This window comes from Bordetella ansorpii (assembly GCF_900078705.1).
GTDB lineage: Bacteria > Pseudomonadota > Gammaproteobacteria > Burkholderiales > Burkholderiaceae_B > Bordetella > Bordetella ansorpii_A.
Map to the genome: position 1 here is coordinate 395766 of NZ_FKIF01000002.1, position 20831 is coordinate 416596.

22 protein-coding genes are annotated in these 20831 nt (G+C 68.5%); 4 read left to right on the forward strand and 18 right to left on the reverse strand.

Annotated features, from left to right (window positions below):
• Positions 1-2: 2 nt before the first annotated feature.
• The 9 genes from A6745_RS05495 to A6745_RS28940 form a co-directional block, all read right to left on the reverse strand.
• Complete coding sequence (locus A6745_RS05495; protein ID WP_066124572.1) at positions 3-1406, reverse strand: amidase; 1404 nt, start codon at positions 1404-1406, stop codon at positions 3-5.
• Entirely contained in the window at positions 1403-2500 is a 1098-nt protein-coding gene (locus tag A6745_RS05500) for an AbrB family transcriptional regulator (RefSeq protein ID WP_066124573.1), read from the reverse strand. The genes A6745_RS05495 and A6745_RS05500 overlap by 4 nt, the downstream gene beginning before the upstream one ends.
• Complete coding sequence (locus A6745_RS05505) at positions 2491-3525, reverse strand: ABC transporter ATP-binding protein (protein WP_066124574.1); 1035 nt, start codon at positions 3523-3525, stop codon at positions 2491-2493. The genes A6745_RS05500 and A6745_RS05505 overlap by 10 nt, the downstream gene beginning before the upstream one ends.
• A 13-nt stretch (positions 3526-3538) precedes the next feature.
• Positions 3539-4555 (reverse strand): ABC transporter ATP-binding protein, encoded by a 1017-nt coding sequence (locus tag A6745_RS05510; protein WP_231885941.1) that lies wholly within the window; start codon positions 4553-4555, stop codon positions 3539-3541.
• Between the two features lie 126 nt (positions 4556-4681).
• Positions 4682-5587: an ABC transporter permease gene (locus A6745_RS05515; RefSeq protein ID WP_066124576.1), complete on the reverse strand. Its 906-nt coding sequence runs from the start codon at positions 5585-5587 to the stop codon at positions 4682-4684.
• Between the two features lie 13 nt (positions 5588-5600).
• Positions 5601-6524, reverse strand: a complete 924-nt coding sequence (locus tag A6745_RS05520; RefSeq protein WP_066124578.1) for an ABC transporter permease — start codon at positions 6522-6524, stop codon at positions 5601-5603.
• A gap of 15 nt (positions 6525-6539) precedes the next feature.
• Entirely contained in the window at positions 6540-8144 is a 1605-nt protein-coding gene (locus tag A6745_RS05525; protein WP_066124580.1) for an ABC transporter substrate-binding protein, read from the reverse strand.
• 142 nt (positions 8145-8286) lie between these two features.
• Complete coding sequence (locus tag A6745_RS05530; RefSeq protein WP_197488099.1) at positions 8287-9750, reverse strand: amidase; 1464 nt, start codon at positions 9748-9750, stop codon at positions 8287-8289.
• Entirely contained in the window at positions 9743-9982 is a 240-nt protein-coding gene (locus tag A6745_RS28940) for a hypothetical protein (protein WP_066124582.1), read from the reverse strand. The genes A6745_RS05530 and A6745_RS28940 overlap by 8 nt, the downstream gene beginning before the upstream one ends.
• A 317-nt stretch (positions 9983-10299) precedes the next feature.
• Here A6745_RS28940 and A6745_RS05540 point away from each other — a divergent pair, with 317 nt between their 5' ends.
• From A6745_RS05540 to A6745_RS05550, 3 genes are all read left to right on the forward strand, one after another.
• Positions 10300-11025, forward strand: coding sequence for a TetR/AcrR family transcriptional regulator (locus A6745_RS05540; protein WP_066124584.1), 726 nt, complete (start codon positions 10300-10302; stop codon positions 11023-11025).
• Between the two features lie 331 nt (positions 11026-11356).
• On the forward strand, positions 11357-11764 hold the full coding sequence (locus A6745_RS05545) for a hypothetical protein (protein WP_066124585.1): 408 nt from the start codon (positions 11357-11359) through the stop codon (positions 11762-11764).
• 29 nt (positions 11765-11793) lie between these two features.
• A complete protein-coding gene (locus A6745_RS05550) occupies positions 11794-11928 on the forward strand; it encodes an entericidin A/B family lipoprotein (protein WP_066124587.1) in 135 nt (44 codons plus the stop codon).
• Positions 11929-11996: 68 nt separating this feature from the next.
• On the opposite strand, the gene A6745_RS05555 is transcribed toward A6745_RS05550, so the two are convergent.
• The 6 genes from A6745_RS05555 to A6745_RS05580 all read right to left on the reverse strand — a co-directional run bounded on the left by A6745_RS05555 (position 11997) and on the right by A6745_RS05580 (position 17790).
• Positions 11997-12932 carry a 2-hydroxyacid dehydrogenase gene (locus A6745_RS05555; protein ID WP_066124589.1) on the reverse strand — a complete coding sequence of 312 codons (936 nt, stop codon included), beginning with the start codon at positions 12930-12932 and terminating at the stop codon, positions 11997-11999.
• A gap of 59 nt (positions 12933-12991) precedes the next feature.
• Complete coding sequence (locus tag A6745_RS05560; protein ID WP_066124591.1) at positions 12992-13378, reverse strand: Hsp20/alpha crystallin family protein; 387 nt, start codon at positions 13376-13378, stop codon at positions 12992-12994.
• Positions 13379-13402: 24 nt separating this feature from the next.
• Positions 13403-13849 (reverse strand): Hsp20/alpha crystallin family protein, encoded by a 447-nt coding sequence (locus A6745_RS05565; protein ID WP_407922718.1) that lies wholly within the window; start codon positions 13847-13849, stop codon positions 13403-13405.
• A gap of 242 nt (positions 13850-14091) precedes the next feature.
• The gene (locus A6745_RS05570; protein ID WP_066124594.1) at positions 14092-15123 is read right to left on the reverse strand and encodes an NADP-dependent oxidoreductase; all 1032 of its coding nucleotides are present in this window, start codon (positions 15121-15123) and stop codon (positions 14092-14094) included.
• A 116-nt stretch (positions 15124-15239) separates the two neighbouring features.
• Complete coding sequence (locus A6745_RS05575; RefSeq protein WP_066124596.1) at positions 15240-16367, reverse strand: alginate O-acetyltransferase AlgX-related protein; 1128 nt, start codon at positions 16365-16367, stop codon at positions 15240-15242.
• A 13-nt stretch (positions 16368-16380) separates the two neighbouring features.
• Positions 16381-17790: an MBOAT family O-acyltransferase gene (locus tag A6745_RS05580; protein WP_066124598.1), complete on the reverse strand. Its 1410-nt coding sequence runs from the start codon at positions 17788-17790 to the stop codon at positions 16381-16383.
• 85 nt (positions 17791-17875) lie between these two features.
• Here A6745_RS05580 and A6745_RS05585 point away from each other — a divergent pair, with 85 nt between their 5' ends.
• Entirely contained in the window at positions 17876-18742 is an 867-nt protein-coding gene (locus A6745_RS05585) for a polysaccharide deacetylase family protein (RefSeq protein ID WP_082852908.1), read from the forward strand.
• A gap of 43 nt (positions 18743-18785) precedes the next feature.
• Here A6745_RS05585 and A6745_RS05590 read toward each other — a convergent pair whose 3' ends face one another.
• The 3 genes from A6745_RS05590 to A6745_RS05600 are packed head-to-tail and all read right to left on the reverse strand — an operon-like array spanning position 18786 to position 20816.
• On the reverse strand, positions 18786-19460 hold the full coding sequence (locus A6745_RS05590; protein ID WP_066124602.1) for an alginate O-acetyltransferase AlgF: 675 nt from the start codon (positions 19458-19460) through the stop codon (positions 18786-18788).
• Positions 19457-20113, reverse strand: coding sequence for an SGNH/GDSL hydrolase family protein (locus A6745_RS05595; protein WP_066124603.1), 657 nt, complete (start codon positions 20111-20113; stop codon positions 19457-19459). Before A6745_RS05595 ends, A6745_RS05590 begins: the two co-directional genes overlap by 4 nt.
• Positions 20114-20156: 43 nt before the next feature.
• Positions 20157-20816 carry an SGNH/GDSL hydrolase family protein gene (locus A6745_RS05600; protein WP_066124605.1) on the reverse strand — a complete coding sequence of 220 codons (660 nt, stop codon included), beginning with the start codon at positions 20814-20816 and terminating at the stop codon, positions 20157-20159.
• Positions 20817-20831: the final 15 nt, after the last annotated feature.

Below are 20831 nucleotides of genomic sequence, written 5' to 3' on the forward strand. Positions count from 1 at the left end.
TCTCAGATCGTGGGACGGTTTTCGCGCCAGCCCGTGGCCCGCTCGTAGGCGCTGGCGATCTTGAACACGGTGGCCTCGTCGAACCAGCGGCCGACGATCTGGGCATTGGTCGGCAGCGCCTGCTCGTCGAAGCCCGTGCATACGGCCATGGCGGGATGGCCCGAGGCGTTGAAGGGCGGGCACGCGGTGTCGGCGGTATAGGCCTTGACGCGTTCGGCGTCCTCGATGGGCGCGGCGGTATGGAAGGCGCAGGGCAGCACCAGCGCATCCACGCTGCGCACCAACTGGTCGGTGGCGGCGGTCAGCTCGCGGCGGCGGCGCTGCGCGGCCAGGTAGTCCACCGAGCGCGTCAGGAAGCCGCTCATCATCTTCTCGCGCAGCGCACAGCCCATGTCCTCGGCGCGCGTCATGAACTCCTGCTCGTGCAGCGACAGCGACTCGGTCCAGTTGATGACAGTGGTGGCGCGCTTGTAGTCGGCGATCTGGGCGGGCAGGGCCACGTCCACGATACGCGCGCCCTGCTCGGCCAGCACGCGCGCCATCTCGTCCACGTTGTGGCGATTGGCCGCATCCACCAGCGATTGCGCATCGCCCAGGTCGCGCACCACGCCGATGGTCATGCCACGCACGCCATCGCCCAGCCCCGCCAGGAAATCGGGCACGGCCACGTCGGCGCTGCCGGGATCGCGCGCGTCGTAGCCCGCCAGGGCGCGCAGCATGATGGCGCTGTCCTCCACCGTCCACGTCAGCGCGCCGGGCACGTCCAGCGAATAGCAGTTGGGCAGGATGCCGTGGCGGCTGATGCGGCCATAGGTGGGCTTCATGCCCTGCAGGCCGCAAGCGGCGGCGGGCAGGCGCACCGAACCGCCGGTATCGGAACCCAGCGCCACCATCGCCGTGCCGGCGGCCACCGACGCGCCGGAACCGGACGACGAGCCGCCGGGCGAATGCGCGAGGCTCCACGGATTGCGGGCCGGCTCGAACGGCAGGTCGAAGTACACGCCGCCGTTGCCGGTGCCGTACTCCCAGGTGTTCAGCTTGCCCAGCAGGATGGCGCCGGCCGCGTCCAGTTTCTCGATGGCGGCGGCGTCGTGGTCGGGCACGAAGTCCAGCAACAGGCGCGAGGCCGCGCAGGTGCGCACGCCGCGCGTGTAGTAGTTGTCCTTCACCGCATACGGAATGCCGTGCAGCGGGCCACGCCAGCGGCCCGCCATGATGTCTGCCTCGGCCCTGCGGGCCGCGTCGCGCGCGGCGTCGGCGGTCACCAGCAGATAGCTCTTCAGGCGGCCGTCGATCGCCTCGATACGGGCCAGGAAGGCATCCACCAGTTCGACCGGGGACAGCTTGCGGGCTTGTATCAGGCGACCGGCTTCGCCGGCGGACAGGTGAAACAGTTCGGCACTCATGGGTGCGCTCCTCGGGACGATTCAGGCAATGGGTGGGGCAGTTCGATCAGGCCGATGCGCCGCATCGCGGCAAACAGCCAGGGCGTGGCGGACACCACGAGGAAGACTCGGCAGATGTGGAACCCCACGACCAGCGGCACCTCCAGGCCCAGCGAGCGCGCGGTCAGGCACATCTCGGTGACGCCGCCGGGCGCGGTGGCCAGCACCAGCGCGGCAAGCGGGGCGCCGGACGCGACGGCCAGCAGGGCGGCCACGGCGGCGCAGCCGGCGGCCAGGATGCCGACGTTCAACAGGATCGCCGGCAACGCCCGGCGCACGGCCATCAGCGCCTGCCGGCGAAACGCCAGGCCCAGTTGCGTGCCGATGCAGACCTGCGCGGCCGCAGCCAGCGCGGGAGGCATGGCGGGCGGCGCCCAACCCGACAAGGTGGCGGCAATCGCACACGCCAGCGGCACCAGCAGCCAGGCGCTGCGCACGCCGGCGCGCGTGGCCGCGAAAGTGGCGGCGGTGGAGCCGGCCAGCAGCAGGCCCAGCTCCAGCAAGCCCAGGCTGGTCAAGGCTTGCGGCGCGGGCGCCGGATCGCGCCCGGCGCCGCCGAGGGTCAGCGCGGCGGGCAGCACCATCACCAGGACCACGATGCGCAGCATCTGCGACACCGCGATGGGCACCGGCTCGCCGCCATAGCGGCTGGCCAGCATGCACATTTCCGCGGGGCCTCCCGGCACGCTGCAGAAGAATGCGGTGACGCGATCGATGCCGCTGGTGCGCGTCAGCAACAGCGACGCGGCGCAGGCGATGAGCACCGTGGCGAACACCGCCGCCAGGATCAACGGCACATGATCGAGCAGTTGCCGCGCGGCCTCCGGTGTGAAGTACAGGCCCAGCGTGGTGCCGACCACGATCAGGCCGGCGCTGCGCAGCCCGGCCCAGCCCGCCACGCGCGCACCGGACAGCGATGCGATGGCCGTGACGATGACGGGCCCCAGCATCCACGGCAGCGGCACGTGCAGGCGGGAGAACAGCCAGCCGGCCAGCGCCGCGCCCGCATACGTGGCGGCGACGCGCGCCACCAGCCCCGCGCCGATCACCGGCATGCCGCATCCATCCCGTAAGTGCCAGCGGGGCCTTGCACCCATTGCCGCGGCGCCAGCACGCAGCGCGCGCGGTGTTCGCCCACGCCGATCATGGCGGGCACGCCCGCATCGCATTCGGCGCGATGCGAGGGACAGCGCGGCGCGAAGGTGCAGCCGGGCGGCAGCGCGGTCAGGTCGGGCGGCGCGCCGGGAATCGGCACGAGGTCCTGTTCGCGGTCATCGCCCGACACCGTCGAGCGCAGCAGGCCCTGGGTGTAGGGATGCGCGGCGCGGTCCATGATGTCCTCGATGGAACCCGTCTCCGCGAAGCGGCCGGCATACATCACGGCGACCTTGTCGGACACCTCGCACGCCACGCCCAGATCGTGCGTGACGAAGATCGTGGCCATGCCCAGTTCTTTCTGCAGCTCACGGATCAGCAGCAGCACCTGGATCTGCACGGTGGCATCCAGCGCCGTGGTGGGTTCGTCGGCCAGCAGCAGCCTGGGCCGGCACGACAGCGCCAGAGCGATCATGGCGCGCTGGCGCAGGCCGCCGGACAGTTCGTGGGGATACGCCGCCAGGCGGCGCGTGGCCGACGGAATCTGCACCCGCTCCAGCAGTTCCAGCGCACGCTTCATGGCGTCGCGATGGCTCACGCCGTCGTGGCGCACGACGGTCTCGGCGATCTGCTGGCCGATGGTGTAGACCGGGTCCAGCGCCGTCAACGGCTCCTGGAAGATCATCGAGATCAGCGAGCCGCGGATGTCGGGCAGTTTCTTGCGCGGCAGGTTCAGCACGTCGACGCCGCCGACGTTCACCCTGCCCGACAACTGCGCGCTGGGCGGCAACAGGCGCATCAGCGCACGCAGCGTGACGCTCTTTCCGGAACCGGACTCGCCCAGCAGGCAGAGCACCTCGCCCTGCGCCAGCGAGAAGGACACGCCGTTGACCACCGGCACGTTCATGTCGCGGCTGACGAAGCGCACGGACAGGTCTTGCACGTCGACCAGCGGGGCGCGTGAGGCATTCGTGGAATCTTGCATCGCGGTTCTCCGGTCAGGCGGCGGCGCTGGCGCGCGGCATCGTGAGGCGCGGCGTTTCAGCACGCGTCAGCGGAAAGTGACAGGCGGCCATATGGCCTTCGACATCGGGCGACGGCATCAGTAGCGGCACTTCTTGCGCGCAGCGTTCCTGCGCGCGCGGACAGCGCGTGCGGAAGCGGCAGCCGCTGGGCGGGTTGATGGGATTGGGCGGATCGCCCGACAGCGGCGGCTGCGTGACGCGGCGGCGCGGGTCCATCGATGGCCGCGAGGCCAGCAGCGCGGCGGTGTACGGATGGCGAGCGCCGCCGTAGATCGCCTCGACGGGACCGGACTCGACCACCTGGCCCAGGTACATCACCAGCACGCGGTCGCTGACGTACTGCACCACGTTCAGGTCGTGCGAGATGAACAGATAGGTCAGCCCCAGTTCGCGCTTCAACTGCCGCAGCAGGTTCAGCACCTGCGCCTCGACGGACTTGTCCAGCGCGGACACCGACTCGTCCAGGATCAGCAGGCGCGGCCCCATGGCCAGCGCGCGCGCGATGTTCACGCGCTGCCGCTGGCCGCCGGACAATTCATGCGGATAGCGCTGCGCGAAAGTACCGGGCTCCAGCCCCACCATGCGCAGCAGGCTCAATGCGCGATTGCGCGCCTGCGTGCGCTCCATGCCGGCCACGGTCGGGCCGAAGGCGATGCTGTCGACGATGGTCAGGCGCGGGTTCAACGACGCGTAGCTGTCCTGGAACACCATCTGCATGTGCAGGCGCAGGTCGCGCACGCTGATGCCGCGCACGCCGGCCACTTCATCGCCGTCGAAGATCAGCGAACCCGAGTCCGGCTCGATCAGGTGCATCAACAGGCGCGCGGTGGTCGACTTGCCGCAGCCCGATTCGCCGACGATGCCCAGGGTCTCGCCCTTGGCGACCTCGAAGCTCACGCCGTCGACGGCACGCACCGCGGTCCTGGACCCGCCCAGCAGCGCGCCGCCGCCGATCTCGAAGTGCTTTTTCAGGTCTCGCACGATCAGCATCGGCTGCGCGGGACCGCCGCGATCGCGGCGGTCGTCTTTCTTGTCCAGCAAGCGCAATGCGTCGTCGGCGGGCGCGGGGTCGGCGGAAACGGCGTTCTTCAGGCGTGCAAACATGGCGGTCTCCGGTCAGGCCTTGACGTCCATTGCGCTGCGCAGGCCATCGCTCATCAGGCTGCAGCACATCGAAGTCACGAAAATCATCACGCCGGGCAGGATGGCGGCGACGGGCGATACGTAGATGGCCTGGCGCAGCGCATTGAGCATCAGGCCCCATTCCGCGTTGGGCGGGCTGACGCCCAGGCCCAGGAAGCTCAGGCCCGAAGAGATGACGATGCTGACGCTGATCAGGCTGGAGGCGTACACCAGGATGGGGCCGGTGACGTTGGACAGCACGTGGCCGCGGATGATGCGCAGCGCCGAGGCGCCGGTGGCGCGCGCGGCTTCCACGTAGTCCTGCGTGCGCACCTGCGTGGTGACGCTCTCGGCGATGCGCGCGATGGGCGGAATGAATACCAGCGTCAACGCGACGATGCTGTTCAGCAGGCCCGCGCCCAGCGCCCCCGAGATGGCCACGGCCAGCAGCACCGACGGGAACGCGTAGAACACGTCGATCAGGCGCATGATGACCATGTTCCAGCGTCCGCCCGCGTAGCCCGCGATGACGCCCATCGCGCCGCCGATGCAGGTGGCCAGCAAGACCGGCGCGAAGCCCAGGAACAGCGACAGGCGGCCGCCGTGGATCAGGCGCGACAGCATGTCGCGGCCCAGTTCGTCGGTGCCCAGCAGATGGCCTTGGTAGCCAAACGGCTTCAGGCGCCGGACCATGCTCATCTTGAACGGATCATCCAGGCCCAGCCACGGGGCAAAGACCGCCAGGCCGATGATGGTCAGCAGGATGAATCCACAGACCAGCGTGACGGGATCGCGCGCCAGGCGGCGGCCAACGGTATGCCAGAAGCCCCGGCTGGGCCGGCGGAACGCCACGGGCGCGGCAATGGGCGCGGCGCCGGCGGTTGCGGTATTGGAGGTCATGGTGCGCTCCCGTTCAGATGCGCTTGACGCGCGGATCGACGACCATCTGCAGCACGTCGACAATCAGGTTCATCAATACGAACAGCGAGGCCAGCACGAGGATCGTGCCCTGCAGGATGGGCAGGTCGCGGGTGAAGATGGCCGAGTTCAGCAGGAAGCCCGTGCCGGGCCAGGCGAACACGGTCTCGACCAGGATGGAGCCGCCCAGCATCTGGGCGAACTGCAGGCCCATCACGGCCATCACGGTGGGCGCCACGTTCTTGGCCACATGCATCAGCACTTGCGGCCCCCGTAGACCCTTTGCATAAAGGGTCTGCACGAATTCCTGCTTGCGGATCTCGATGACCGAGGCCCGCACCGAGCGCGCGATGATGCCCATGGGAATCACCGCCAGCGTCACGGTGGGCAGCGCCATGTGCCGCCAGTCCAGGTCTCCCATGCCCGAAGCCGGCAGCCAGCCCAGCTCGACCGAGAACAGCACGATCAACACCATGCCGACCCAGTAGTGCGGCAGCGAAACGCCCGTCACCGCCATGCCGGTGACGATGCGGTCCAGCACCCGCGAGCGCGAGCAGCCGGCCACGCCCCCCATCGCGCAGCCGCCCACGAAGGCCACCGCGATGGCGGCGGCCGCGAGGATGACGGAGTTGCCGATGGCCGGCGCGATCTCATCCATCACCGGGCGCCCGCTCTTGATCGATGCGCCCAAGTCGCCCGTGACGGCGCGGCCCAGCCACTTCAGATACTGCACGGGCAAGGGCTGATCGAAGCCGTATGCCGAGCGGATCTGGGCGATCACTTGCGGCGAAGCGTTCTCGGGCAGCACCGAGCTGAGCGGATCGCCGGGCGCCAGGTGCACCAGCGCGAAGCACACCAGCGACACGCCCAGCGCGATGGGCAGCGTGTACAGGATGCGGTGAAGGATGTATCGCAGCATGGGAGGTCTCCCGGCTTATTCGACCGACACAGGGGTCAGGTCCTGGAACCAGCTTTGCGCCTGCACGAAGCCCTTCACGTTGGGCCCCAACGCCCGCGGGTTCAGGTCATGCACGACCCAGATCCACATGGCCTGGTCGACGATGCGCGTGTGCAGCCTGGCCAGCAGCGCGTCCTGTTTGGCGGGATCGAACTCGACCTGCGCGGCGGCGGCCAGTTCATCGGCTTCCTTGTCCTTGAAGCCGCCCCAGTTGTAGCCAACCGGCGGCCGCGTCCTGGACCACGAAGGACCGATCAGGCCGATGAAGGGATCCCAATAGGCCACGCTGTTGTTCAGGCCGTTGATGCCCTTGTTTTCAGGCGCGTCGGAGCTGACGCGGCGATGCGAGCGCAGCGCTTCCCACTCCATCACGTCCAACTGCACGTCGAAGCCCACGGCGCGCAGGTTCTCCTGCACGAACTCGTTCATCGGCAGCGGCTGCATCTGGCCCGAGCCCGCGGTGGAAACGGCGAACTTCACGCGCAGCGGCTTCTCGGGGCTGTAGCCCGCTTCCTTCATCAGGCGCAGCGCTTCTTGCGGGTCGTAGCGGATCTTGAAGTCGGGCTTGCCGAACCAGGGATGCTTGGGATCGATCATGCCCTCGGCCGGGATGGCCGTGCCGCCCAGGAATTCGGCCAGGCCCTTGCGGTCGATGGCCAGGTTGGCGGCCTTGCGGATGCGGATGTCCCTGAAAGGCGAGTCCTCGGAATAGCTGAGGATGTACGGCCAGTTGTGCGGGTAGATGTTGGTGACGATCTGCATGCCGGCGGACTTCAGGCGCGGCAGCGTGTCGGGCGGCGGCGCCTCGACCCAGTCGACCTGCCCGGACAGCAGCGCGGCCACGCGCGTGTTGGAATCGGGCATGGTGCGCAGCACCAGGCGGTCCGACTTCGGCACGCGCCCGGGATCCCAGTAGTTGGGGTTGCGGACCATCTCGGCGCGCTCGCGCGGCACCAGCTTGTCCAGCATCCACGGGCCCGTGCCCGACGGCTTGAAGGCCACCTTGTTCCAGTCGTTGCCCATCTCCTTGAAGCGCGCGGGGCTGGACATCAGCACGAAGGTCATCAGGTAGGGAAAGACCGCGTCGGCCTCCTTGGTGGCGATCTCCACCGTCATCGGATCGACCACGCGGTATGACGCGATGTTCGAGATGTACTGGCCGGCCTGCGTGGCCTGACTCTGGTCGAACTGCTGCGAGTCGCGCTTCATCAGCTTGTCCAGGTTCCACACCACGGCGTCGGCGGTGAAGGCCGAACCGTCATGGAATTTCACGCCGGGCCGCAGCTTGAAGGTCCACTTGGTGTGGGTCGCTTCATCGGCCTGCCAGCTCAACGCCAGGCCGGGCGCGAGCTTGGCCGGCACGTCCGCGCGCGACAGGTCCCAGCGCACCAGGCCGTCGTACAGGGCGAAGCCGACGAAACGCAGACCTTCGCCGCCCTGGCTGGGCTGGCCGGTGGTCAAGGGAATGTCGGCCATGGTGGACGCCACGCGCAGCACCTTCTCTGCGTGGGCATCGGAAGCGTGGATCGCGAAGGCGAACAGCGCGGCGAATAGTGAAGCCGCTGGTTTTTTGAGAGCCAAGGTGATTCTCCGGTTTGCTGGCGGGATCGGCGGACGGCACGAGTCCACCGGGTACGGAAAAACCGACTGCGGAAAAAGCGGGGCCTTGCCACGCGCCTTCGCAGGCGGTGGTCGGGCAAGGGTTCGGCGGGGATGGGCGGCGCTAGGCCGCGACCGGTTCGGGCGCAGCGACCGTCCGGCGCGCCAGCGCGGCCACGTCGGGCCTGCGGTTGCGCCAGGCGGTGGCGCGTTCGTAGGCATCGCCCGCGCGCAGCACCGTGGCCTCGTCGAACAGGCGGCCCGCCAGTTGCAGCGAGAACGGCATGCCGTCGGCGTCGAAGCCGCTGCAGATCGACAGCGCGGGATTGCCCGTGACATTGAAGGGCGCGGTGTAGCTGGGCGCCTCGAACATCCATTCGGGCCGGGTGGCCGCCAGCACGCCCGCAGGCTCGGCGCAGGGCACCGCCAGCAGGTGTACCGGGCGGCCGCCCGCGGCGCCGGCGAAGACGGCCTGCGTCGCGGCCGCCAGGCGCGCGCGCATGCGCATGGCCTGCACGTAATCCTCGGCGCGCAGCAGCGAGCCGCACATGATGCGAAAACGCAGGCTGGCGCCGAACAGATCGGGCCGCGTGCGCAAGTCCTGTTCGTGGATGGAGAACAGTTCGGCCATGGCGATGACGCGCTTGCTGTCGTTGTATTCCAGGATGGGCGGCAACTCGACGCCGCGCACGGTGGCGCCCAGGTCGCGCAGCACGTCCAGCGAGGCCTCGAAGGCCAGGCGGTAGGCCGCGGAGATCGGCGCTTCTTCATCCAGCCAGCGCCACGGCACGCCGACGACCAGGCCCTTCGCATCGCCGCTCAGCGCGGCGCGGTAGTCGGGCACGGGCACGTCCGCGCAAGCCGGGTCCAGCGGATCGTGCCCCGCGGTCAGGCCCAGCAGGATGGCCAGGTCCTCGCAGTTCCATGCCATGGGGCCGGCGTGATCGTGGCTGAAACTGTTGGGCAGGATGCCGCGGCGGCTCAGGCGGCCATACGTCGGCTTGATGCCGGCGATGCCGCAGGCGGCCGCGGGCAGCCGGATCGAGCCGCCGGTGTCCGAACCCATGCTGGCCAGGCACATGCCGGCCGCGATGGCCGCGCCCGATCCCGACGACGAGCCGGCGGGGCTGCGCTCGGCATTCCAGGGATTGCGCGCGGGCGGCGCCACGACGTCCCATGACGGCCCGCCATGCGCGAATTCCCAGGTGGTGGTCTTGCCCATCAGCACACCGCCGGCGGCGGCCAACGCGGCCTGCGCGGCGCAGTCCTGGCCGGGCACGTTGTCCGCCAACAGCCGTGATTGGCCCGTGGTGCGGATGCCGGCCGTCTCATAGATGTCCTTCAGTGAATACGGGATGCCATGCAGGGGCCCGCGCGGACCGCCGCGCAGGATCTCGGCCTCGGCCTCGCGAGCCTGGCGCCGCGCCAGGTCGGGGGTGGGCGTGATGAAACTGTTCAGCACGCCATCCACGGCCTCCATGCGCGCCAGGCAGGCATCGGTCAGCTCGACCGGCGACAGCGTCCTGGCGGCGATCATGCGGCCCGCCTCGGCCAGGGTCAGGAAAGTGGGATCGTTCACATCAGCCATGGCGGGCCTCCGGCGCGGGCAGGAAGGCGCGGGGATCGAACACGTGGGCGGGTTCCGCGCCACGCGGATAGCCGCGGTGGATGCGCGCCGCCAGGCGCTCGACGTAGCCGTAGGCCGCGATGACCTCGGGCACATAGGCATCCGGCAGACAGAACCGGGCATTTTTCAGCAGAACATGGATGTGTTCCGCGGAAGTGGGGGAATCCCCCTCGGGTACGGCCGTGTGCGACATTCGTAAACCCCTTGTCTGGCCGGACGCTGCGCTATGCTGCAAGCGCACAGGCCCGTGATTTCAGCCACTTGGACTGATCTTCAGTGTTTAAACACTTGTTTTCATTCTAGGTGGCGAAGAATGAGAGTCAAGGCAACAAGATGGGGAATGCTGCACCACGATGAAGAATCTCGGCTATAAAATGGTGAAATCAGCCTATTTTTCAGGGTAAATACTGATGAACAAAAAATGCTCGTCTTCCCTGAGTGCCGTTGCCCGGCGACAACTTGTACTATCGACCGATTTTTATAAAACAACTATTTGAATTCAGGCGAGACATGGCTACCTCCGACCTCATCCCGGCGTCGCCGGACCTGGAAGACGACGACACCGCCGACATGCCGGTGCCGGACCGCATTCTGAGGGTCGCCAGGGAACTGATCGCCCGCAAGGGTCCCTCGGCCACCACGGTGCGCGACATCTGCGATGCGGGCAACGTCAACGTGGCCGCGATCCACTACTACTTCGGCTCGAAGGATGCGCTGGTCAAGACAGTGCTGCTGACCATCCTCGAACCCGTCAACATCGAACGCCGCGTGATGCTGGACGAGGCGCGGCGGCAGTTCCAGCCCGGCCCCCTGCCTGTACCGACGATCCTGGAAGCCCTGTTCCGCCCCCTGGTGATGGCCGAGCGCAGCCTCGACGGCGGCCGCCTGTTCGTGCGCGCAGAGAGCCACCTGCGCGCCGCGCCCGACAGCGACTACACGCTGTTCGTCGGCCAGCACATGGATGGCTACGCGCAGATGTTCATCGACGCCCTGGAGGCCAGCCTGCCGCGCTTCACCCGGGCCGAGATCATCTGGCGCTACGAGTTCGTGCGCGGATCGGCCATGCACCTCCTGGCCAACTGCGATCCGTTATCGCAGAAATTCCAGGTGCTGACAGGCACGGGGCAGATGATCGACCTGGACGACAACGAGTTGGTGCTGCGCGAATTGCTGGGCACGGCGCTGCTGGGCCTGAGCGCGCCGGCGGCATGGACGTCGCAGGATATCGGGCGGTAGCAGGCCCTCGGGCCGGGCCGCGCGGCTTGCCATCGCGGACATCCCACCGGCCGGCCGCGCCGGCGCATCGCGCCCAGCGGGCCCGGCGTGAGCAAACGGCGCAACGCCGACGGCAAAAACTACCAGGCGTGTGCCCGCGCCGCCACCCCATGGCGCCATGGCCGCCGCCACGCCCCCCATGCCCTGCCATGCCCTGCCATGCCCGCCGCTGCCCCACCGAAGCCATGCCAGCGCCCCGCGCGGCGCCGGCAAGCCCCCGGGCACCCAGGCACGCCTCTTGCTGATAGCTGCCGTCCGCACTTCGCGGCGCCATCATCGAGGACGACCATTCATGAAGAACGTCACGCGCTTCCTCGGCTGCCTGCTCATCGGCATGGGCGCAGCCACGACCGCCGCGCATGCGCAGCAGGCCCAGCAGCAACAAGGGCAAGGCCAGCAACAGGCACAGCCCCAGATCCTGACGCCCGATCAGATCGACGCGCGCTATGACGCCGCGAAGAAGGAATGCGACGCGATCAAGGGCGACCAACGCCAGATCTGCCTGAAGCAAGCCACGGCGGACCGCACCACGGCCAGGGCCGATGCCAAGGCCGCGAAGGAAAAAGCCGAAGCCGACCACGATGCGGCCAAGACCAAGCGCGACGCCAATTACGACGTCGCGATGAAGAAGTGCGATGCCTTGTCGGGCGATGCCCAGGACAAGTGCGAAGCCGATGCAAAGACCCAATACGGCAAATAAGCCGTCCAACCCCGAGAAAGGAGCATCACATGAAACACTCCCGCAAACTGCTCGCCGCCGTGCTGGCCATGGCCGCGATGGTCGCCGGCTGCAACACGATGGAAGGCGCCGGCAAGGACATCGAACGCGGCGGTGAAAAGATTCAGGACAGCGCCCGCAAGTAAGCCGCGAGGCGCAAGAGACCGCGCCGGGCATATGCCCGGCGCGTTTTTCCGTCCACGCCGGGCGCGGACTAGAGCGGCGAGATCATCGGCTGCCCGGCGAAATGCCGCTGCGCATTGTCGATGAAGCGCTGCACCGACATCGCCATCGCGCGCGGCGAGTTGCCGCCCACGTGCGGCGTGAGGACGATGTTGTCCAGGCCGATCAGTTCGGCGGGCGCGTCGGGTTCGCTTTCGTAGACGTCCAGCCCCGCGCCGGCGATCACGCCTTCGCGCAGCGCCACGGCCAATGCCTGGGTATCGACCACGCTGCCGCGCGCCATGTTCACCACATATCCCTTGCTGCCCAATGCGCGCAGCACCTCGGCATTGACCATGTGCCGCGTGGCCGCGCCGCCCGGCGTCATCACCACCAGGTAATCGGCCCATTCGGCCAGCGCCAGCGCGCTGCCGAAGTACGCGTGCGGCGAGTCTTCCAGCTTGCGGCGGTTGTGATAGCCGACTTCCAGATCGAACCCCCGCGCACGCTGCGCGATCTTGCGGCCGATGGTGCCCAGGCCCAGGATGCCCAGGCGCTGATGCGAGAAGTTCGGCAGCGGCGGCAGGCCATCGCGCCATCCGCCCGCGCGCGTATGCGCGTCCAGGCCGCGCAGGTTGCGCACGGCGGCCAGCAGCAGGGCGAAGGCGTGATCGGCCACGCAATCGTCGTTGGTGCCCGCGCCGTTGGCCACGGCGATGCCCCGGTCGCGCGCCGCGTCGACGTCGAGGTTTTCGTAGCCCGCGCCCAACGCACAGGCCAGTTCCAGGCTGGCCAGGCGCGCCATTTCGTCGCCAGTCAGGCCGACCGCGCCATTGGTCAGGACCACCCGGATGTCGCCGGCGCCGGCATGGCCGATAGCCGCGGCGCGCGCGGCGGCGGTGGGCGCGTAGCGCACGTCGTAGTGCTCGCGCAGTTGATCGAGGTAGACATCGGCAAGCGCATTCAGGACCAGCAGTACGGGTTTCATCGGGTACGGCGCAAGAGTGGACGGGAACGCCCGTATGCTAACGCCAACCGCCTGGGCGCCTATCCCAGTTGCACCTCGACACGGCGCGGCAGCGCCGCCTGCGCGCGGGGAATACGCAGCGTCAGCACCCCGTCCTTCAGCGTGGCCTCGATGGCGGCGGTATCCAGTTCGGCGCTCAGGTGGAATGCGCGGCGGTAGCGCGGCTGTTCGACCTCGGTATGGAACGCCTGCACACCGGCCGGCGCGTCGATGCGTGCGTCGGCTTCGATGACCAGGCGCTCGGCCTGCACGCGGATCTGCAACTGCTCTTTCGAGACGCCGGGCAGATCGGCGATCAGGGTGATGCCCTTGGGATCCTCGATGATGTCCACCGGCGGCACGAGGGTGGCGACACGCGCTTCGGTACGGTTGCCGCCGCGCACGGCGACGGGGCTTTCGATAGTCATGATGTGCTCCTTGGGGAATGGCGGTTACTGCACCGGAATGGCGCGGGGTTGGGCGCAGGCCTTGCGGCCCACGGTGATGCGCAGGCAACCGTCCGCATAGCGGGCCTGCACGCGATCGGCATCGGCGTCGCGCGGCAGTTCGACGGCGCGGCGGAAGGTGCCGGACAGGCGTTCGCGCGCGTAGACCTTGGCGCCTTCGGGAAGGTCCGCCAGCGCGCTCTTGCGCTCGCCCGAGATGGTCAGCAGGCCGCGGTCGACGGTGACGTCCAGCGTGGCCGGATCGAGCCCCGGCGCGAAGGCCACGATCTCGACGGACTCGTCGGTGGTGCCCACGTTCAGGGCGGGAAAGCCGCGGCCGCCGGCGCGTGCATGCGGGGGCGAACCGGCGCCGCGCAAGGCGTCATCCATCTGGTCCCACAGGCGGTCGAAAGCCCGGAAGACCTCCGGACGAAACAGTTGCTGCATAGTCATGATCGATTTCTCCATGCGTGACGACGCTGGCGGTCTCGCGTGTGCAAGATCGCCGCCGGCCTGTGCCGGCATATCGGATGAGGTTGATGGGCGGCGGGAGGCGCCGCCCATGCACCCAAGTTGGAGATGCGTCGGAGGATTTCAAGAGGGCGGTTTCACGAAGCCGCGCGATGCCTCGCGCACGCCGACCGCGGGCCGCGAGCCGTGAGCCGCGTGCACCGCACGCGGGTGTTCGCGCGCCCCTACTGAGGCTGCGAAACCCGGATCAGCAACTTGCCGAAGTTGCCGCCCTTGAGCATGCTCATGAAGGCGCGCGGCGCGTTCTCCAGGCCATCGACGATGTCCTGCGCATAGCGGATGCTGCCATCGCGCACGATGGGCGGCAGCTCTTGCAGGAATGCGGTGCGGTGCTGCTCCAGGTCGTAGTTGATGAAGCCGCGCAGGGTCAGCCGCTTGGACAGCACCGCGCGCATCAAGGCGGGCACGGTCAGGTCGCCGGCGTTGGCCGTGGTGCCGTTGTAGTCGGCGATCACGCCGCATACCGGCACGCGCGCGAAGGTGTTCAGCAGCGGAAAGACCGCCTGCCACACCGCGCCGCCCACGTTCTCGAAATAGACGTCCACGCCTTCCGGGCAGGCCTCGGCCAGGGCACGCGCCATGCCGGGCGCGCGGTGGTCGATGACGGCATCGAAGCCCAGTTCATCGCGCACATAGGCGCATTTCTCGGCGCCGCCCGCGATGCCCACGGCGCGCGCGCCGGCACGTTGCGCCAGTTGGCCCACCAGCGAACCCACCGGACCGCTGGCCGCGGCCACCACCACGGTCTCGCCGGACCGGGGTTGGCCGATCTCGCGCAGGCCGGCGAAGGCGGTGAAGCCCGGCATGCCCAGCACGCCCAGGCGCGTCTCGATGGGGGCCAGTGCGGGATCGACGCGATGCACGCCGTTGCCGTCCGACAGCGCATGCGTGGTCCAGCCGCAATGCGCCAGCACGTAGTCGCCCGGCCTGAAGCCTTCGAGCCTGGACTGGACGACCTGAGCGATGACTTCCCCCACCATGGTGCCGCCCAACGGTACGCTGGGCGCGTACGAGCGCGTGGCGTTCATGCGGCCGCGCATGTAGGGATCGAGGGACAGATAGATGGTGCGCAGCAGCATCTGCCCTGGCCCGGGTTCGGCCAGCTCGTACGTTTCAAGGCGGAAATCGGTATCCACCGGTTCCCCGGCGGGATGCGCGGCCAGCACGATGCGGTGCGCGGCGGTCTGCTTGGGCATGATGTCCTCGCGAAGAGTGGCCGCACGCGCGCGCGCGATACGGCTCGGGGGAGGATCATTATGCGTGCGCGGCGGCGCCTGCCACAAGCAGGCCGCCCGCCGGGGGCGCAACCTTCTTACTTGACGTGGACCGCGTCGGCGTCCGTCAGCGGCGTCTGCAGATCGCGCTCGTTGATCTCCCAAACGATCAGCTTGGGCGGCGTCTGCGTGTAGGCGGTGCTGGGGAAGTATGCCTGCGCGGCGCCGCCGAACTGGCCGCCATCGCGCGCGAAGTTGCCCACCGCGCCGCCCAGGGCCTGCGACAGCTGCGGGACGAAGTTGGAAGTGCGCGAATACGAGGTGCCCAGCACCGCGATGGTGGGCAGGCCCGCATCGCCGAACAGGTCGTCGGCCGACGAGGCGGACTGCGCCTGGGCGGTATAGACGTGCTCCTGCACGATCTCGCCCCTGGGCTGCCAGCGGGCGGGCAGCCAGTCCAGGCCGGCCAGGCGCACCAGGTCGCCGGGACGCGGCCCCTCGGGCTTGGCCTCGACCTTGTAGGCCGCGGGTTGCAGGGGCGTGCCCAAGGCGCGGATACGGTCGGCCACGGCGCGTGCCGCCGCGCCCGCGCCGGCCTCGTTCCAGTGGGTGTCGGTACGCAGATAGGCATCGCCGGGCACGTTCTTCATCACCGGCGCCAGATCCACCACCGGCACGCCTTGCGCGGCCAGGCGCGCGATCCAGCCGGAGGCCCGGTTCTCGAACTCGGCGGGCCGGTGCAGGCCGCACAGATGCTCGGACTCGATACGCGTCTTGTCCGGCACCACGGCCACCAGCAGCCCGATGTCGCGCTTGGCCAACGCCTGCCGGACCTGCAAGACGGTATCGGCGCGGGCCTGCGCGTGACGCTGCGCGTCGCGGTGCACCAGCAGTTCATCGCGCAGGAACAGCCATCCTTCGCAACCCTGGCGCACGCGCGGGCCCAGGTCGCGCAGCGTCATCCAGCCCAGCCCGCGCTGCAGGCGAGCGGCCTCGGCGGTCAGCGGCGCATCGGACATGTGGTTGGCGATGTCGCGCATGGCGGTGCCGTCCAGCACGCGGTCCAGCGACGGGTCGTCGCGCATCAGCCGCATGTTCTGCATCAGCACGCCCCAGCCGTTGGAGAAGAAGCCGGCGGCCAGGAACGCGATCAGCCCGACCGCGGCCAGCTTGCTGGTGCGCGTGGCGGGCGCGTAGGGCGGCGTGGTGTTGGTATTGGCGTTCATCGGGACCGGGCGCTCAGAACTGGAAGTAGAGGAAAGGCACCGCGCCGCGCGCGGCGATCAGGCCGAACGACAACAGGAAGCCCGCCAGCGGCCACGCGGACCGCCACAACTGGCGCAGATGCGTATCGGGCCGGCTGGCCCACCAGGGGTTCAGGGCCGGCAGGATCACGCAGGCGACGCCCAGCGCCGCGGCCAGCGCGTGCACGGGCCGCACGATCACGGCCAGCGCATCGGACAGGCCGATGCCGTTCAGGCCGAACTGGCCGCGATACATGTTCATCGCCGATTCGAAACCCACGGCGCGGAACAGCGTCCAGGCCAGCATCACGAACAGCAGCGTCAGCACGTGCGACAACCCGCGTGGCACGGCGGGCAAGCCGCCTTCGTTCCAGGCGCGCGCCACGGCCAGCGCCAGGCCGTGCGCGATGCCCCACAGCAGGAAGTTCCAGCTGTCGCCGCCATGCCAGAGCCCGGCGATGGCCATGGTGAGCAGCAGGTTGCGATAGGTGGCCCAGCGGCCTCCCCGGTTGCCGCCCATGGGGATGTAGAGATAGTCGCGGATCCAGCTGGACAGCGACAGGTGCCAGCGGCGCCAGAAGTCCTGGATGCTGCGGGCAAGATAGGGATTGTCGAAGTTCTCGGGAAAGTGGAAGCCCAGCATCTGCCCCAGGCCGATGGCCATGGCGCTGTAGCCCGCGAAGTCGAAGAACAGCTGCAGCGTATACGCGCCGCACCCCAGCCACGCATCGGCCAGCGTGGGGTTGGGCAAGGCGAAGGCCGCGTCCACCAGCGGCGACAGCGTATCGGCCACCAGCACCTTCATGCTGACGCCGATCATGAAGCGGCGCGCGCCCGACGCGAAACCTGCCCAGTCGACCAGGCGGCTTTCCAGCTCGCGCTTGACCCACTGGTACCGGATGATGGGGCCGGCGATCAGGTGCACGAACATGGCCTGGTAGGCGCCGTAGCTGATGAAGCTGCGGTCCGCCGGCACGGTGCGGCGCTGCACGTCGATCAGGTATGACACCGATTGCAGCACGATGAAGGACAGTCCGATCGGCAGCACCACGCGCTGCCATTCGATGGGCATCGCGCCCATCATCTGGCCCACGTGGCTGGCGCTCTCGACGACGATGTTGGCGTACTTGAACCAGCACAGCGTCGCCACGTTGATGCAGATGAACAGCACCAGCCGCCGCATGCGTCCACGGTCGGTCTGCGCGCCTTCGATGACCATCCCGCCGATCCAGCCCAGCGCCGTCAACGCGATGAACAGCAGCAGGTAGACGGGGCTCCACCAGCCATAGAAGATCCAGCTGGACACCAGCAGGATGGCGTTGCGGTGGCGTGGCGCGCCCAGCGCGTACACGAGCAGGAACGCCGGCAGGAACAGCGTCAGGAACTCCAGCGATGCAAAGACCATGCTTGATTATTCTTTTGTGTCAGTGAAGGGGCGGACGCAACCGCGCGATGGCGGGGGACGGTAAAGCAGGATTAGAATCGGCCGCATGCGTAGCCAGCCGAAGCCGAGATTCTTGCCGCGGATTCTTTCCGCAATATGCCGCTTGCTGGCGGCCGCGCTGCTTTGCGTGCCGGCGTGGCGGACCTCGGCGCAAACCGTGGCCATCACCTTCGACGATGGCTTCGACCCGCGCGGCGAGCCCCGGGCCGCGCAATGGAACCAGCACTTGCTGGACACGCTGGCCAGGCACCACATCCGCACCATGTTCTTTCCGGCGGGCTTCATGGTCGACAGCCCCGAGGGCCTGGCCCTGGTGCGCGCCTGGGGCGCCGCCGGCCATGCGATCGGCAACCACACCTACACGCACAAGGGCTATGTGGATGGGACGTCGCCCGCGGCCTTCCTGCAGGACGTCCTGCAGGAGCAGGACCTGGTCGGCGGCATGCCGGGCTGGTGCCCCCGGCTGCGGCTGCCCTACCTGAACGAAGGCAGCACGCCCGAGCGCAGCAACCAGCTGTATGCGCTGCTGGCCAGCCGGGGCTACGCGCTGGCCCCCGTCACCATCACCATCGACGACTGGAACTACAACGAACGCTTCATGGCGGCCGCCAACAAGAATCCGGCGCTGGACGTCGAGGCGTTCCGCAAACCCTATCTCGACAGGCTGTGGCAGGAAGTGCAGCGCCAGGAAGCGGAATGGAAGCAGCGGCTGGGACGCAGTCCGGTACACGTTCTGCTGCTGCATGCCAACGGCCTGAACACCATCGTGCTGCCGGACATCCTGGCGAAATTCGAAGCCAACGGCTGGTCGTTCGCCGACCCGGCCGTCGCATTCACCGATCCGATCTACCAGCGCGGCTACACCGACGCCGCCGGCGCGCAGCACGCGCTGCCGGTGCCCGCCTGCCGCTGACCTGGCACCCGGAGGGTGCGCCGCGCCAGGCCGGGCCGTCATCTCAACGCGCCACCGTGTCGGTCGCGGCGAAGATGCGCGAACCCTGTCCCGCGGGCACCAGGAACACCGTATAGCGCTGGCCGGCCTCCAGCGTGCCCAGGTTCAGCGCCTCGCCCACGGGCTGGCCGCCGCACGCCAATTGCACGGCCAGCATGACGGGATTGACCTGCCGGCGCTTGGCCTGGCCTTGCGGCACGCCGTCCAGCAGGGTGATGTCGCGGCCCGCCACGCGCAGCGCGGCCGAGGCGCAACGCGCATCCAGGTTGTAGAACGCCACCGAAGCCTTCAGTGCATTGAAGTCATCGGGCTGCTCGCGCACGATCGTGGCCGTGAACGCGCCCGCGGCGTCCTCCAGGCCCACCACGCTGGCGAATTCGCCCGGTTGCACGGTGACCGACACGTTCTGCTTCGTGCCGCCGTCGCGCACCAGCGCACCCTCGATGGCGCGGCCAGCGCGAATCGGCAGGAAGTCGGAGGCCGGCTTGGCCGCGTCCAGCTTCAGCCGCGCATTCGAGCCGGAGGCGACGACCTCCACCGGTTTGCCGCCGCCATTGACGAAGCGCACGAAGGACGAATCCTCGGCCGGCCCGGTCTCGTAGAGCGGGACCTCGGCGGCGCCCGCCGTCACGCAGGACAGCGCCCCCAACAAGCTCAACAGTATCAGCGATGTCTTCATTTCTTCAGTTTCAGGATGGCGGGAGAGGTGGCCAGCGCGTCGACGATGGCCTTGCTCCAGGAGGCATAGCCCGTCTGCGTGAAATGCTGCCCATCCAGCGTCTGCCACTGGCCGGGCTTGGAGAACTTGAGGGAATCGACGTAGGTGCACGGCGCCACATTGGAGGCCAGGAACTTGGACAGTTCCATCGTGCGCGGGGCGTTCTTCGAGAAAGGCCCGCCTTCGGTGCCCCAGGCCGGACCGATCCAGATGCAGGTGGTCTTGGTGGCGGCGATGGCCTTGGTCAGGCCGGTGACTTCCTGCCAGGCCCAGGTCTTGGGAAACACCGGCTTGTCGTACGAGCCCATGGTGTCGCCCATGATGACGACCACGACGTCGGGCTTGTCTTTCTGGATGAGCTCGGTGATGGGCGTGGTGCGCGCTTCCTTGCCCTGCAACACGGCAGGGCTGGTGCCGACCTGGTCGGCGCCGCAATCCACGGGCACCGACGTCAGCCAGCGCGAGGGGCTGGCGCCGCAGGCTCCCACGGAATGCACTTGCGCCCCCTGCGCCAGCAGCGCCTTGTGCAGCGGCTCGCGCAGATAGTTGGACAGGGTCATGTGGCTTTCGCCGATGACAAGCAGGGACAGTCCCGCCAGGGCGGACAGGGGCATTGCGTATCCTTCGTCTGGATGCCGCGCGGACGCGCGCGGTTGCTTAAGGCTTCGGTTTCGTCACGCCGGGAAGCTGGATGATCGCATCGGCAATGTCCTTGCCCCAGTACTTGTAGGCGGTGGTCGTCAGGTGCTGGCCGTCGGTGCTGCCCCACTCGCCGGGCTTGGCCATCTTGGTCGAATCGATGTACGTGCATGGCGAGACGTTGGTCGCCAGGAACGACGACACCTGCTGCACGCGCGAGAACGTCTTGTTGTACTTGCCGCCTTCGCTGCCCCACGGCGGACCGACCCAGACGCAGGCGGTCTTGGTGCTGGCCAGCGCCTTGGTCAAGGCCGTGGTCTGTTGCCAGGCCCAGGTCTTGGGGAACACGTCCTTGCCGTAGCCGCCGATGGTGTCGCCCATGACGATGACGACCAGGTCGGGCTTGTCGGCGGCCACCAGTTGCGTGATGGGGGTGGTGCTGGCGCTCTGCTTCTGCACCAGCGGCGCCTTGCCCAGACGTTCGGCCCCGCCGCAATTGCCCTGCGTGGCGGCGACCCAGTCGCCCGGGTTCGAGCCGCACACGCTTACTGTGTGCACCTGCTTGGCGCCGTTGGCCAGCAGGTTGTCGTGCAGCGTGTCGATCAGATAGCCGGGATAACCGAGATGACTGTCGCCGACGACCAGGATGGTGAGACCGGCAAGGGCGGATGCGAGCATGATGATGAGTTCCTG